Source organism: Piscinibacter sp. (genome assembly GCF_050175855.1).
Classification (GTDB): Bacteria; Pseudomonadota; Gammaproteobacteria; order Burkholderiales; family Burkholderiaceae_C; genus Piscinibacter.
Map to the genome: position 1 here is coordinate 1 of NZ_JBFXIO010000086.1, position 14,108 is coordinate 14,108.

Sequence of the window (14,108 nt, forward strand, 5' to 3'; positions counted from 1 at the left end):
GTGTGCTCTTCCGATCTGCCATAGGGTGCCTTGCCGACCTTGACGGTGGCGCTTACCGCCATCGTATGCAGGTCGATCACCGAGACGTCGTCGGAAAGCACGTTCAGCGCGTAAAGGCGCTGGCGCGGCGCGTCGAGCAGCAGCGCGAAAGGATGCGAGCCGACCTTCACGCGCGCTCGCACGGCGCGCGTGGCCGGGTCGATGGCGGCGACGCTGTCGTCGTCGCGTTCGGCCACGAAGACGGTGCGGCCATCGGCCGACGCGGCCACGCCGGCCGGCGCCTTGCCGACCTCGATCTCCACCGGTGCTGCACCGCGCCCGGCGGCGTCGAGCACCAGCAGGCGGTTGCGGTACCAGTCGGCGACGAAGATCTGGGTGCCGTCGGGCGAGGCGTCGATGCCCACCGGCCCGCTGCCCGCGGCCAGGGTGTCGACCACGCGCTGCGTGCGCATGTCGATCACCGAGATCGTCTTGCTGTCGGGGTTGGAGACGAATACGCGGGCCGCGCGGCTGGAGGCGACCACGCCGGCCGGCGAGCGGCCCACCGGCACCGTGGCCACCACCTTGTCCTGCGCGAGGTCGATCACCGAGACGTCGTGGCTGCCCTGGTTGGTGATGTAGGCGAACGGCGCCGAAGCCGCGCCCATCGCCACAGCGCCCAGGCAGGCGCCGACCAGGGCCCGGACGATCATTTCGGCGTGTCGCGCAGCGCCTGCGCCGCGACGAAGCGCAGGTCGTGCGAGTCGACCACGGTGGCGCGCAGTTCGCCGCTGACCTGGGGCTGGAACCAGAAGCGGAAGTTGGGGTTCTCGCTCATCGAGAAGTCGACGTCGGCGCTGAACACCGGCTTGCCAGCGTAGGTGACGTCGACCTTGCGCACGTAATGTGCCGGCGTGAACTGGCGGGTGTACTGGTCCATCGCCAGGCCGGAGTGATTGGGGTGGTCGATCGCCAGTTGCGCCAGCACGGGGGTGCCGGGCTTCGCATCGGCATCGACCCGGAAGCGCATCTGGCCGAGCGTGGCCAGCGCCGCCTTGGCATCGCTGCCCGGCGCCGCCGAGCAGCCGCCGGAGGCCTTGACGAAGCGCGTGACGCCGTAGAGCTTGCCGTCGCTGGTTTCGGCGATGGCGCGCACGTGCGAGTAGGCGTCGACGCGCACGCGCAGTTCCACCTCGGCGCGGCCGCTGTCCGGCGTGAAGGCGAAGATGCCCGACACCGGCGAGGGGTTGGCGTCGATGATCAGGTAGAGCTTGCTGACGTAGTTCGCCGCCGTGTGCGGGAATTTCGAGCGGATGGCGATCGGCACCACCGCGGCATCGATGGCGCGGCTCGGCGCTTCCAGCGAAAGCAAACCCGCCGGTGCTGGCGCAATCGGGCGGCCCTCGAACAGGCTGGCCTGCACCTTCTGCCACACCGGGCTCGCGGCCGGGTCGTCGGTGGGCTGCAGCGTGGCGGCGCCGGCCGCGGTGGCGGCCAGGAGCAGCGTGGCGACGAGAGTGCGGGCGAAGCGGTTCATGGCGAACCTCCGTGGCTAGCGTGGGTTGATGAAGCAGCCCTTCTGGACCTTGGCCTGCAGTTCGCGGTAGCGCTTCAACGGCGCCTTGAGCGTGTCGTTGTCGCGCAGGTCGTTGCCGCGCTCGCCGCCGATCGACAGGGCCTTGGCGATGGTGCTCATCTCGACATATTGCTCGTACTTCACCTCGCGCGCCAGCGCATCGAGCGCGCAGGAGCACTTGTTGACCATCTCGAAGTTCGGGCCCGGGTTGTCGCGCATGCACTCCTGCACATAGAGCACGCGGTCGACCGTGGGGAAATCGTTGGCCAGGGCCGGTGCCGCGGCGGCCGAGAGTGCGGCCGCGGCGATGGAGAATCTCAGGGCGTTCATGGCGTGGGCGTATTGAGCAGGGTCAGCGGGGAGAGGCGGTGCCGCCGTCGACGAGCATCTCCTCGACGATCAACGGCGCGGCGTCGGCGGTCTCGCCGGCGATGCGGGTGCGAATGGCATACAGGCCGCCGGGCACGGCATCGGACAGCGTGAACACGTAGGTCTTGTTGGCGAGCTTCTCGAAGCGCACGCGCAGCGGATCGTCCACATACGGCGCGATGCGGATCTCACGGGCCGGCACGCTCTTGCCGCGGTAGCTCACGGTCACGTCCTGCACCTGCGCGCCCTGGTACACGGCCATGCGGATGCGCTTGCGGAAGTAGTTCTGCTGGCCCTTGGTGAGCCGGTTCATCTCGCGGATGTCGCGCTCGAGGAAGTACAGCACGGCCGGGTTGCCCTGCGCCTGGTCGACCTCGGGCAGCGACAGCCGGTGGGCACCGCTGAGGAACTCGGCCGTGGCCAGGCAGCACTTGCCGCCCTTGGCGGCCTTGAGCTTGACGGCCACCTTGTCCTCGAAGCCTTCTTCCATGCTGCCGGCCTTGGAGAAGCTGTAGCGCAGCGTGGTCGGCGGCTTGGTGCCGGCGAGGTGGTTGGTCATGAACAAGGCGCGCTCGGCCGGCGAAAAGTCTTCTGCGGCCAGGATCGGCGCGGACAGCGTGGCCAGGGCCAGCGCGGCAGCGGCGAATCGAAGAGAGGGGCGGATCAGGATCGTCATCGGTTCAGGGCCGTTCGGGGCGGCAGGGCGTATCGGAGGGGCCGGCCGGCGGCAGGCGGCTGTCGACGTCGGCCAGTTGCTGGCGCGCCGCCTTTCGGGCAGGGTCGAGCTGGAGTGAACATTGAAGGGCGAGGCGTGCGTCGGCGGCACGGCCCTGGCGATCGAGGGCCAGGCCGAGCAGGTACCAGGGCTCGCCGTCTTCCGGCTCGACCGTGGTCCAGTCTCGCGCCAGGCGCTCCAGTTCGGCCCAGCGCCGGCTGCCGGCCATCGCCGCGGCCTGCAGGAATCGAGGCTGCTGCGATGGACCGGCCTGCCAGTACGGCAACTGGCGCGAGTCCAGCGGCACCACCTGGCGGAAGTTGCCGCGCGCGCTGTCCTTCATCATCTGCAGCACCTTCCTGGCGGAAGTTGCCGCGCGCGCTGTCCTTCATCATCTGCAGCACCCACTCGACCGGGGCGGAGAAGTAGTGCGCCTCGCCGCCGCGCAGCCGGAAGGTGAGGATGCCCACGAGGCGGCCCTCGTCGTCGAACAGGCCGCCTCCGCTGGCGCCGGAGTTGAAGAAGTTGTCGCTCTGGATCACGCGGCCGCCGTCGTGGCGGTGCAGTTGCACCACCTCGCCGGCGCTGTTCTGAATGCCTACGCCACCGGTGTAGCCCAGCGCCGTCACCGGCTGGCCGATGGTCAGTGCGGCTGCGCGCCCGAGGGCCACTGGCTTCGCGTCCAGTCCGGGCACGTCGAGCAGGCACAGGTCGCGCCCGATGTCGCTCGACTGCGAGGCCGCCGGGTAGCGCAGCCCGCCGCGCAGGATGTGCACCGCGAGTGCGTCGCGGGTGACGTGGCAGTTGGTCACCACCTTGTCCGGCGCCACGGCCACCGCCGAGCCGAGCGCGAAGCCGCCGCGCTGGCGCGGCGCCTCGACGCGCAGCACGCTGGCGGCAAGGCTGACGTAGTGGGCCTGGTCGAGCGCGGCGTGTGCCGCCGGCGCGCTCAGCGCGGTCGCCAGCATCGCGAGGCAGTACAACAGGCTCTTCATCGCGAAGACAGGCGCGGCGCGCTCAGCGGGTCTTGATGGCGAAGCTCTCGTCGACCACCGGAACGCCGAAGTCCTTCAGGATGGCCATGATCTCGGGTCGCTTCGACTCGATCAGGCCCTCGATCTGCTGCTTCCACTCGCGCTCGCCGTAGCGCACGCCCATGGCCATCTCGAAGTCGAACTTGATGCCCGGTTCCGAGCGCAGCGGCACGACCGTCAACACCGGCGACTTGACGCGCTTGGCGAAGAAGCCGGCGATCGGCCCCCACACCACCGCGGCGTCGATCTTGCCGACGGCGAGGTCCTTCTCGATGATCTCACCCGGGTACTGGGCCGGATCGGCATTCATGATCTGGTAGGGCACGCCGCTGTCCACCAGCCCGTGCTTGGCCAGCCAGGCCGAGGCGGGCGAACGGTCGTACAGCCCGATGCGCAGCTTGCCGAGCACGGCGCGGTCGGTCTTCAGGAAGTCTTCGCCGGTCTTGACGTGGTCCAGCCCCTTGCCGGGCGCGTAGACCAGCGCGTAGGTCGAGCGGTAGTACGGCTTGGTCACCGACACCTGGTCGAAGCCGGCCGGCACGCCCATCACGATGTCGCAGGGGTAGTCCTGGCCGGGCAGCTTGAATCGCAGCGTATTGCGGATGAAGGCGAGCCGGTTCGGGAACGAGTAGTAGGTGACCGGCAGGCCGAGCGCCTTGCCGAACACCTCGGCGATCTTGTTCTCGATGCCCTCGGCGTTGGTGTTCGAGAAGGGCAGGTTGTTCGGGTCCTGGCAGACGCGCAACGCCTCCCGCTTGGGCGGGGCGTCCGCGTTCTGCGCCGAGGCCGCGCCCGCGGTGAACAGCGCGGCGAGAAGCGCCGCGACGCGAAGATGCTTCATTGCTGGATCGGCTGGACCTTGGCCCGCGTGATGGCGCCGTCGGAACGGCCCTTCAGGTAGGCGTACAGGTGATCGATGTTGTCCATGACGGCCTTGCTGGTGCCGAAGCTCTGCATGCCCTTGTCCAGACGGCCGTCGCGCACGGTCTTGACGAACTCTTCCTTGGTCAGCGTCTTCAGGCTATTGATCAGCGACGGGCCGACCATGCCTTCCTGGTTGGCGCCGTGGCAGCGGTCGCAGGCGGCCTGGCGCCAGGTGCGGAAGCCCGTCATGGTGTTGTCGTCGACCTTGTAGCCGTCGACCACGGTGTAGAGCGGGGTCTTCACCTCTTGGGCGAAGGCGGTGCCAGCGACGAGAAGCGAGAGGCCCAGAAGAGTAGTGCGAAACATGAGTCAGTCTTCCGTTGTGAAAAGGGGGGACGGTGCCCTTGGCCCCATCCCCCCGGGGTACGAACCGGCCCGGTTGGACCGGTTTTCGCGCGATCAGTTCGGCAGCGCGAAGACGGTCAGGGAACCTCCCAGGTCGGTGTACTGGTTCAGCTCGCGGTAGCCGCCCACGGCACCCAGGCCATCGGTGTCCTTCTCGAGGCCCGCGGCCATGCCGATGCCGGCCCAGCCACCGATGCCCGAGAACACGCCCATGTACTGCTTGCCCTTGTGCTCGTAGGTGAACACGTTGCCGATGATGCCCGACGGGGTCCGGAACTTGTACAGCTCCTTGGTGATGTCCTTTGCGTCGACGCACTTGAAGTAGCCTTCCAGCGTGCCGTAGCAGCTGATGCCGCCCGCAGTGTTGAGCGAGCCGCTCCACACCGAGAACTTCTCAGGCTTGCTCTGGACGATCTTGCCGTTGCCGGCATCCCAGGTGATGTAGTTGCCCATGCCGCCGTGGCTGCCCGGCGCCGGGAACATCGACAGCGTCGCGCCCACGTACGGCTGGCCCGCGGTGTACTCGACCTTGAACGGCTCGTAGTCCATGCAGACGTGGTTCGTCGGCACGTAGAACAGGCCGGTGTTCGGGTCGAACGAGGCAGGCTGCTGGTCCTTCGAGCCAAGCGCCGCCGGGCAGATGCCCTTGGTGTTGACGTCAGGGCCGTTCTGGGCGGTCGAGTACTTTGCCACCACCTGCGGGCGACCGGTCTTCATGTCGACGTGCGTGGCCCAGTTCACCTTCGGGTCGTACTTCTCGGCGACCAGCAGGGCGCCGTTGGTGCGATCCAGGGTGTACGCGAAGCCGTTGCGGTCGAAGTGGACCAGCGCCTTGGTCGGCTTGCCCTTGACCGGGATGTCCGCCAGGATCATCTCGTTGATGCCGTCGAAGTCCCACTCGTCGAACGGCGTCATCTGGTAGACCCAGTTGACCTTGCCGGTGTCGACGTCACGCGACCAGATGGTCATCGACCACTTGTTGTCGCCAGGGCGCTGGCTGGGGTTCCAGGTCGACGGGTTGCCGGTGCCGTAGAACACGGCGTTCAGCGCCTTGTCGTAGCTGTACCAGCCCCAGGTCGTGCCGCCGCCGATCTTCCACTGATCGCCCTTCCAGGTCTTCAGCGAAGAGTCCTTGCCGACCGGCGCGAGCTTGCCGTCCGTCCAGGTCATGGTCTTGTCCGGATCCATCAGCATCTCGTTGTCGGGGCCCGTGCTGTAGCCCTTCCAGACCTGCTTGCCGGTGTTGATGTCGTAGGCGGCCAGGAAGCCGCGCACGCCCCACTCGCCGCCGGAGATGCCGGTGATGACCTTGTCCTTGAAGACGTGCGGCGCGTTGGTGTTCACCGCGCCGAGCTTCGGGTCGCCGTTCTTGACGTCCCAGATCTTCTTGCCGGTCTTGGCGTCAAGCGCCACCAGCATCGAGTCGGCCTGCTGCAGGAACACCTTGCCTTCCGCATAGGCCAGGCCACGGTTGACCGTGTCGCAGCACATCTGCGGGATCACCGCCGGGTCCTGCTTCGGCTCGTACTTCCAGACGATCTTCTGGGTGTCGAGGTTGATCGCGAAGACCTTGTTCGGGAACGGCGAGTGCAGGTACATCATGCCGTCGATCACCAGGGGCGAACCTTCGTGGCCGCGCAGCACGCCGGTGGAGAAGGTCCACGCGACCTGCATCTTGCCGACGTTGCCCTTGTTGATCTGGTTCAGCTTGCTGTAGCGCTGGTTGAACATGTCACCAGCCTGCGCCGCCCAGTTCTTGGAGTTGGCCATGTGCTTCTCGAGGTCCGCATTGGCCAGCGCCAAACCCGGAACCGCCAGAGAAGCCGCGAGGCCCAACGCCGACCAGGCGTGCTTGCGGGATTGCCCTGAAATTCGCATCGATGTCTCCTTGTTGAAGTGACCGGAGTCCGTTCGCGCGGATGAATCCTAAGACCAACCCCCCCGCGCGACCTCGAGAGCTCGGCGACGGCCCAACCGCAATTTCTGCGCCCGGTTTGGAGCCGGCTGCCAGCAGCTGCATCGATCGAACGTTCCGGCACGGCCTCAACGCACGCATCGCTGCAGCGGCTGACCGAGAGCGTCTGCCGCCGTAGCGAAATGTGCCGTGTTCCAGCGAGGTGAACGAAAGCCTGCGGGATCGTCCTCATAGGGAAAGCACGGGTGTCTGGCCGCGTCGTGGCGAGCGGTTGCAGGCCGTCCGGATGAGGCTTGGACAGGGTGCGCCGAAACCGTGTCATCGCAGTCGGAACAGAGTGTCTCGTTCGCGCGGCGCACTGCGTAGCCGGTTGGCCGCACTGCCGATGCGGTGGCGCCGGCCATGGAAAAATCAAGCGCGGGATTCCACTGCCTTGCTGCAGTGCCGCACCGCACGTTCAATGCAGGCGCCCGATCCGTCGGGCCCGATGCTTGCACGGATGCGCGGCCCGCCCGCCTTGACGAACGACGAACCGGCTTTCTCCATCGATGACCCCACAGGCTGCGGCCGCCGTGCTGCGCACGAGCGGCCTGACCAAGCGCTATGGCAAGCACGCCGCCCTCGACCAGCTGACGCTCGAACTCTCGGCGGGCAGCTTCGTCGCGCTGCTCGGCCCCAACGGCGCCGGCAAGTCCACGCTGTTCCAGGTGCTCACCGGCCTGTTCGCCGCCGACGAGGGCGACGTCGAGGTGGCTGGCCACTCGCTGCGCCATGCCGGGCCGGCGGCGCTGCGCCACATCGGCGTGGTGTTCCAGCAGATGTCGCTCGACCTGGACCTCAGCATCCGCCGCAACCTGCAGTTCCAGGCCGACCTGCATGGCTTGCCCGGCGCGCTGGCGCGCGAGCGCATCCAGTCGGGCTGCGCTCGCTTCGGGCTGGAAGGACAGCTCGACCGCAAGGTGCGCGAGCTGTCCGGTGGCAACCGCAGAAAGGTGGAACTGGTGCGTGCCAATCTGCACCAACCCGCCGTGCTGCTGATGGACGAGGCCACTGTCGGGCTCGACCCGAAGTCCCGCCAGGACCTGCTCGCCGCGCTGCACGCCGATGTGCGAGAACGCGGCGTGTGCGTACTGTGGGCCACCCACTGGGTGGAGGAGACCGAGGACGCCGACCGCGTCATCGTGCTGCACAAGGGCAAGCTGCTGGCCGACGGCAGCCGGGCCGATGTGACCCAGGCGCTTGGCGAGGCCACGCTGGAGGCCGGCTTCATCGCCCGCACGCAGTGACATCGCCGATCTGACGCCGACGAACCCCAAGATTCAAGGAGACCGACCCATGACCTTCGCCCCCCGCGCCCTGACCATGTTCGGCTTGGCGCTGGCTGCTGGCGTGTGTGCCGCCCAGGGCACGGCCTATGTCAGCAGCGAGAAGGACGACGCGCTGACCCTGATCGACACCCGGACGCTCGCCGTCAAGGGCACCATCCCGATCTGCAAGCGCGGCCGCCACATCCAGCGCCTGCCCGACGGCAAGCTGATGGTGGCCTGCACCGATTCCAACGCGGCCGACGTGATCGACCCGGCGACGGGCAAGTCGGTGCGCCGCGTGCCGCTGGGCGATGAACCCGAGGCTTTCGACATCTCGCCCGACGGCAAGACGATCTATGTGTCGAACGAGGACGAGGCCGAGGCCAGCTTCGTCGATGCCGCCACGGGCAAGGTGCTCCAGTCGATCAAGGTCGGACAGGAGCCGGAGGGCGTGAAGATCAGCGCCGACGGCAAGACGCTGTACGTCACCTCCGAGGTGGCGAGCATGGTCCACGTGATCGACGTGGCCAGCGCGAAGGTGGTGAAGAACGTCAAGGTGGGCAAGCGGCCGCGCCGCATGGCGATCACGCCCGACGGGAAGGAACTGTGGGTCACCAACGAACTGGGATCGAGCGTCAGCATCGTGTCCACTGCCGACCACAGCGTCATCGGCGAAGTCAAGTTCGCGGTCAAGGGCGCGCGCGCCGAGGACATCTCGCCGGTGGGCATCACGATGACCCGGGACGGCAAGCGTGCCTTCGTGGCGTTGGGCAAGGCCAACCACGTGGCCTTCGTCGACGTGCCCGGCCGCAAGGTGACCGACCTGGTGCTGGTGGGCAAGCGGGCCTGGAACGTCACGCTCGACAAGGCCGAGCAGCGCCTGTGGGTGATCAACGGCCTGAGCGACGACGTGACGGTGGTCGACGTGGCCGGCGCCAAGGCCGTCAAGAGCATTCCGGTGGGCCGCGTTCCGTATGGCGTGGTGATCGTCGAATGAATTCCGCGCCGATCGTCCTCGCGCTGGCGCTGGCGCTGGCGGGCTTCGCGGGACCGCTGGCCGCGCAGACCCTGAAGGCCACGCTGCTGCACCCGGCCGACGATGCGCGGTTGGAGCGCTCGCGTGCCGAGCGCGCCTACCTCGGCCACCCGACCGGGCCGGCGGAAGACGGCGTGAAGATGGCGCTCGACGAGGGCCAGTTCGAGCTCGATGCGGTTGGCGCGAAGGTGGCGCTGGAGAGCAAGCCGGCCGCATCGCTCGACGCGGCCAGGGCGGCGGCCGTGGCCGCCGAGAAGGCCGGCGCCGCGGTGCTGCTGGCCGACCTGCCGGCCGACTGGCTGCTCGCCGTCACGGACGCGGTGAAGATTCCCGTGCTCAACCTCAGCGAGCCGGCCGACCGGCTGCGCACGCAGGACTGCCGCGCGCGGCTGTTCCACCTGATGCCCAGCGAGCGCATGCGCAGCGACGCCCTGGCCCAGACCCTCGTCTCGCGCAAGTGGACCAACGTGCTGCTGCTCACCGGCCCGAGCCCGGCCGACCAGCAGCGTGCCGCTACCGTGCAGGCCTCGATGAAGCGCTACGGCCTGAAGGTGGCGGGCAGCAAGCCGTTCAAGATGTCGGCCGACCCGCGCGAGCGCGACCTCGCCAACCCGCTGCTGCTGACGGCCGGCGCGCAGTACGACGCCGTGTGGGTGGTCGACAGCGACGGCGAATTTGCGCGCACGCTGCCCTACCGCACCGCGCTGCCGAGGCCGGTGGTCGGCGATGCTGGTCTCGTCGCTGTGGCGTGGCATGCGCAGTTCGAGCGCTTCGGCGCACCGCAGGTCTCGCGCCGCTTCATGAAGAGCGCCAAGCGGCCGATGACGGCGCACGACTGGTCGGCCTGGATGGCCGGCAAGGCGCTGGTCGGCGCCGCGGTCGCCGCGCCCAAGGGACCGGCGGCGGCCTGGGCGCAGGCGCTGGCGAAGAACCCGGTGGACGGCTCCAAGGGCGTGGGCATGACCTTCCGCCCCTGGGATGGCCAGCTGCGCCAGACCCTGCTGCTGACCGACGGCCAGGGCGTGATCTCGCAGGCACCGATCGAAGGCCTGCTGCACCCGACCAACGTGCTCGACACGCTCGGCCACGACGCCCCGGAGAAACTGTGCAAGCAGCCGCGATGACCCCTGCCGCCGGCGTGCGCCGCGGCCTGCCTCACGCGCTGCAGGCACTGCGCGCCATCGTGCTGCGCGAGGTGCTGAAGTTCTCGCAGCAGACCGGCCGGCTGGTCTCGGCGCTGGTGCGCCCGCTGCTGTGGCTGGCCGTCTTCGCGGCGGGATTTCGCAACGTGTTCGGCGTCGCCATCGTCGAGCCCTACGACACCTACATCCCCTACGACGTCTACATCGTGCCCGGGCTGGTCGGCATGGTGCTGCTGTTCAACGGCATGCAATCGTCTCTGGCCATGGTCTACGACCGCGAAATGGGCCTGATGCGCCTGCTGCTGACCGCGCCGCTGCCGCGCGCCTGGCTGCTGTTCTGCAAGCTCTGTGCGACGGCCCTGCTGTCGGTGCTGCAGGCGCTGGCCTTCGTGATCGTGGCGCTGCTGCTCGGCACCGAGCTGCCGGTGCTGTCGTGGACCACGCTGCACGCGCTGGTGGCCCTGCTGGCCGGCGCGTTGATGCTCGGTGCGCTCGGCCTGCTGCTGTCGGTGCACATCAAGCAGCTGGAGAACTTCGCCGGCACGATGAACTTCGTCATCTTCCCGATGTACTTCATCTCCACCGCGCTGTACCCGTTGTGGAAGCTGCAGGAGTCGGGTGCCGAGTGGGTCTACCAGCTGGCCCGCTTCAACCCCTTCACGCACGCGGTGGAGTGGATCCGGTTTGCGTGGTACGGCAAGGATCCGGGCCTGGCGCCCTGGGTGGTGCTGGGTTGCCTGCTGGTGTTCTTCGGCCTGGCCTGCTGGGGCTACGACCCGCAGCGCGGTTTCGGCGGGCTGACCAAGCGCGGAGGTGGCGCGCCATGACCGGCCCGAGCTGCACGCGCCGTGAGTGGCTCGCGGCGGCGGCCGCCATCGCCGCTGCACCCGCGCTGGCGAGCCCACCGTTCCCCACCGCGCGGCCGATCACCCTGTGGGTGCCCTGGCCGGCCGGCGGCGCCACCGATATCACGATGCGGCTGCTGGCCGACATCGCCGGCCGCCACCTGCAGCAGAAGGTGATCGTCGAGAACCGGCCCGGCGCCGGCGGCACGATGGCCATGCCCATCCTGCAGCAGGCCGAACCCGACGGCTACACCATCGCGCAGATCCCACAGCCGGTGCTGCGCGTGCCCTACACACAGAAGGTGCTGTGGGACCCGGTGCGCGACGTCACGCCCATCATCCAGATCTCCGGCGTGACCTTCGGCGTGCTGGTGCTCGGCAGCAGCGCCTTCCGCACGATGGACGACCTGTTCGCCTTCGCGCGCTCGCGCCCGGGCGAACTCAGCATCGCCACCAACGGTGTCGGCACGACGCCGCACATCGCGCTGGAGGAACTGTTCACCGCGCGCGGCCTGAAGTACATCCACGTGCCTTACAAGGGCACGGCCGAGCAACTGCTGGCGGTGGAGACGGGGCAGGTGATGGTCGGCGTCAATTCGACCGGCTTCGCGCCGCTGGTCGACAGCGGCCGGCTGCGCCTGCTGGCCACGCTGGCGGCCAAGCGCTCGCCGCGCTGGCCGACGGTGCCGACGCTCAAGGAGCTGGGCTTCAACATCGTGGCGCAGTCGCCGTACGGACTCGGCGGGCCGCGCGGCCTGCCGCCGGCCGTCGTCGCGGCGCTGCACGACGCCTTCCGCAAGGCAATGCTTGACCCGGCCTTCGTGCACGAGATCGCCAAGTACGACCAGGAGCTCGAGTACCTCGGGCCGGCCGAGTACGGTGCCTGGATCCGCGAGCAGTACGCCAAGGAGAAGCTGGTGGTCGAGCGCATGGGCCTGTCGCGAGGGGGAAGCTGATGGTCAGGGTGCTCCTGGCCGACGACCACCCGGTGGTGCGCGCCGGCTACCAGCGCCTGCTCGAGCAGGGCGGCGACATCCGGGTGGTGGCCGACGTGGGCGACGGTCCAGGCGCCTACGCGGCCTGCATCGAGCACGAGCCCGACGTGGTCGTGGCCGACCTGTCCATGCCCGGTGGTGGCATGGACCTGATCCAGCGCCTGTGCCAGCGCCACGATGGCGCGCGCGTGCTCGTGTTCAGCATGCACGACAGCGCGATGCTCGTGCGCCGCGCCCTCGAGGCCGGCGCGCGCGGCTACATCCCGAAGTCGAGCCCGCCGCAGCGGCTCGTCGAGGGCGTGCGGGCATTGCATGCGGGGCGACGCTACCTCGCGCCCGAACTGCCGCAGGAACTGCTGCGCCCGCAAGCGAGCGAGGACGAGGCCGAGCGCCTGGCCTCGCTGAGCACGCGGGAGTTCGAGGTGTTCCGCCTGCTCGCCCAGGGCCATTCGGCCGCGGACTGCGCGCTGCAGCTCAAGCTCAGCGCCAAGACGGTGTCCAACCACCAGACCGCCATCAAGGACAAGCTCGGTGTCGCCACCACTGCGGCGCTGGTGCACCTGGCGCTGCGCCACGGCGTGATCGCGGCGGCCGATCCGGGCTTGTCCTGAGCGAGGTCGGGAAGTTTTCCCTGCCCAGGGCGCGGGCCGCGGTTTAGCGTCGGCGCCACGCGCGCCGCGCTTTCGCAGGAGGGTCGTGAAAGCCGGTGCCAAGAGAAGCACAACGAGGAGAACCATGACGCACGAGCATCTGCCGCGGGGGCGCCTGCGCCCTGTCACCGCCGCCACGCTGGCCTTCGTCGCCGGACTGGCGCAGGCGCAATCGACTTCCGCCGGCGACGCCGCGCTGCCGACCGTCGAGGTCGTCGGCGCCACGCCGCTGCCCGGCCTGGGCATCCCGAAGGACCAGATCCCGGCCAACGTGCAGACCCTGGGCGACAGGCGGCTGAAGCAGACACAGACCCTGAACCTTCCGGACGCGATGACCACGCTGATGCCCAGCGCGAACGTCAATGAGATCCAGGGCAACCCCTACCAGATGGACGTGAATTACCGTGGCTTCACGGCCAGCCCGCTGCTGGGCACGCCGCAGGGCCTGTCGGTGTTCCAGGACGGCGTGCGCATCAACGAGCCCTTCGGCGACGTGGTGAACTGGGACCTGGTGCCGCGCGGCGCGCTGGCCAGCCTGACGCTGATGCCCGGCTCCAACCCGATGTTCGGCCTGAACACCCTGGGCGGCGCGCTGACGCTGCAGACCAAGAGCGGCGACACCCACCCCGGCACCGAGATCGAGCTGCAGGCCGGCTCGTTCAAGCGGTTTTCCGGCGAGCTGTCGCACGGCCGCCAGCTCGGCGAAAACGGCCACCTGTTCCTCTCCGGCAGCGTGTTCGACGAAGACGGCTGGCGTCAGTATTCCCCTGGGCAGGTGAGGCAGCTGTTCGTCAAGGGCGGCGCGCACGTGGGCGACCTGTCGTGGTCGCTCAGCCTCACCCACGCCGACAACGACCTGATCGGCAACGGACCCTTGCCCGAGACCATGCTGGCGCAGGACCGCACCCAGGTCTACACCCGGCCCGACCAGACGCTGACCAGGATGACGATGCTCACGCTGAACGCCATCTACGACGTCAGCAGTTCACATCAGATCTCGGCCACGGCCTACGTGCGCCGTGCCCGCAGCGCCACGCTCAACGGCGACCTCAACGACGACTACGATCCGCCCGCGGTGACCGAGTCCGGCGTCGAGAACCGCACGAAGACGAGCCAGCGCGGGACCGGCCTCGCGCTGCAGTCCACCCACAGGCTGGGCGGCCAGCAGCTGACCGTGGGCGCATCCTACGACCGCGCGCGCAGCAACTTCGAGCAGACCGAGGCGGAGGGCGACCTCGACGCCACCCGCGCCGTGGTGCCCACCGACGATCCGGAA

15 protein-coding genes and 1 pseudogene are annotated in these 14,108 nt (G+C 68.8%); 7 read left to right on the forward strand and 9 right to left on the reverse strand.

Annotation, left to right across the window (positions count from 1 at the left end; genetic code table 11):
* The 9 genes and pseudogenes from AB7U92_RS08895 to xoxF all read right to left on the reverse strand — a co-directional run.
* Positions 1–692, reverse strand: a 692-nt coding sequence (locus AB7U92_RS08895; protein ID WP_428575828.1) for a YncE family protein, incomplete at its 3' end; no start/stop codon positions are given.
* Entirely contained in the window at positions 689–1,516 is an 828-nt protein-coding gene (locus AB7U92_RS08900; RefSeq protein WP_428575829.1) for a quinoprotein dehydrogenase-associated SoxYZ-like carrier, read from the reverse strand. The genes AB7U92_RS08900 and AB7U92_RS08895, both read right to left, overlap by 4 nt.
* A 15-nt stretch (positions 1,517–1,531) precedes the next feature.
* Positions 1,532–1,885 carry a hypothetical protein gene (locus tag AB7U92_RS08905; protein ID WP_428575830.1) on the reverse strand — a complete coding sequence of 118 codons (354 nt, stop codon included), beginning with the start codon at positions 1,883–1,885 and terminating at the stop codon, positions 1,532–1,534.
* A gap of 22 nt (positions 1,886–1,907) precedes the next feature.
* The gene (locus tag AB7U92_RS08910; RefSeq protein ID WP_428575831.1) at positions 1,908–2,600 is read right to left on the reverse strand and encodes a hypothetical protein; all 693 of its coding nucleotides are present in this window, start codon (positions 2,598–2,600) and stop codon (positions 1,908–1,910) included.
* Between the two features lie 4 nt (positions 2,601–2,604).
* The gene (locus AB7U92_RS08915) at positions 2,605–2,985 is read right to left on the reverse strand and encodes a hypothetical protein (protein ID WP_428575842.1); all 381 of its coding nucleotides are present in this window, start codon (positions 2,983–2,985) and stop codon (positions 2,605–2,607) included.
* A gap of 175 nt (positions 2,986–3,160) precedes the next feature.
* Positions 3,161–3,634, reverse strand: a pseudogene (locus AB7U92_RS08920) (S1 family peptidase); the annotation flags it as partial.
* A 22-nt stretch (positions 3,635–3,656) separates the two neighbouring features.
* Positions 3,657–4,514: a quinoprotein dehydrogenase-associated putative ABC transporter substrate-binding protein gene (locus AB7U92_RS08925; RefSeq protein WP_428575832.1), complete on the reverse strand. Its 858-nt coding sequence runs from the start codon at positions 4,512–4,514 to the stop codon at positions 3,657–3,659.
* Positions 4,511–4,903: a c-type cytochrome gene (locus tag AB7U92_RS08930; protein ID WP_428575833.1), complete on the reverse strand. Its 393-nt coding sequence runs from the start codon at positions 4,901–4,903 to the stop codon at positions 4,511–4,513. Before AB7U92_RS08930 ends, AB7U92_RS08925 begins: the two co-directional genes overlap by 4 nt.
* Before the next feature lie 93 nt (positions 4,904–4,996).
* Positions 4,997–6,820 (reverse strand): PQQ-dependent ethylene glycol dehydrogenase XoxF, encoded by a 1,824-nt coding sequence (gene xoxF / locus AB7U92_RS08935; protein WP_428575834.1) that lies wholly within the window; start codon positions 6,818–6,820, stop codon positions 4,997–4,999.
* Between the two features lie 585 nt (positions 6,821–7,405).
* Here xoxF and AB7U92_RS08940 point away from each other — a divergent pair.
* From AB7U92_RS08940 to AB7U92_RS08970, 7 genes are all read left to right on the forward strand, one after another.
* Positions 7,406–8,143 carry an ABC transporter ATP-binding protein gene (locus AB7U92_RS08940; protein ID WP_428575835.1) on the forward strand — a complete coding sequence of 246 codons (738 nt, stop codon included), beginning with the start codon at positions 7,406–7,408 and terminating at the stop codon, positions 8,141–8,143.
* Between the two features lie 49 nt (positions 8,144–8,192).
* Positions 8,193–9,161: a PQQ-dependent catabolism-associated beta-propeller protein gene (locus AB7U92_RS08945; RefSeq protein WP_428575836.1), complete on the forward strand. Its 969-nt coding sequence runs from the start codon at positions 8,193–8,195 to the stop codon at positions 9,159–9,161.
* A complete protein-coding gene (locus AB7U92_RS08950; RefSeq protein ID WP_428575837.1) occupies positions 9,158–10,324 on the forward strand; it encodes an ABC transporter substrate-binding protein in 1,167 nt (388 codons plus the stop codon). The genes AB7U92_RS08945 and AB7U92_RS08950 overlap by 4 nt, the downstream gene beginning before the upstream one ends.
* The gene (locus AB7U92_RS08955; RefSeq protein WP_428575838.1) at positions 10,321–11,169 is read left to right on the forward strand and encodes an ABC transporter permease; all 849 of its coding nucleotides are present in this window, start codon (positions 10,321–10,323) and stop codon (positions 11,167–11,169) included. The genes AB7U92_RS08950 and AB7U92_RS08955 overlap by 4 nt, the downstream gene beginning before the upstream one ends.
* The gene (locus AB7U92_RS08960; protein WP_428575839.1) at positions 11,166–12,143 is read left to right on the forward strand and encodes a tripartite tricarboxylate transporter substrate binding protein; all 978 of its coding nucleotides are present in this window, start codon (positions 11,166–11,168) and stop codon (positions 12,141–12,143) included. The genes AB7U92_RS08955 and AB7U92_RS08960 overlap by 4 nt, the downstream gene beginning before the upstream one ends.
* Positions 12,143–12,793, forward strand: coding sequence for a response regulator (locus tag AB7U92_RS08965; protein ID WP_428575840.1), 651 nt, complete (start codon positions 12,143–12,145; stop codon positions 12,791–12,793). Before AB7U92_RS08960 ends, AB7U92_RS08965 begins: the two co-directional genes overlap by 1 nt.
* A gap of 124 nt (positions 12,794–12,917) precedes the next feature.
* A partial coding sequence (locus AB7U92_RS08970; protein ID WP_428575841.1) for a TonB-dependent receptor plug domain-containing protein occupies positions 12,918–14,108 on the forward strand: 1,191 nt, incomplete at its 3' end.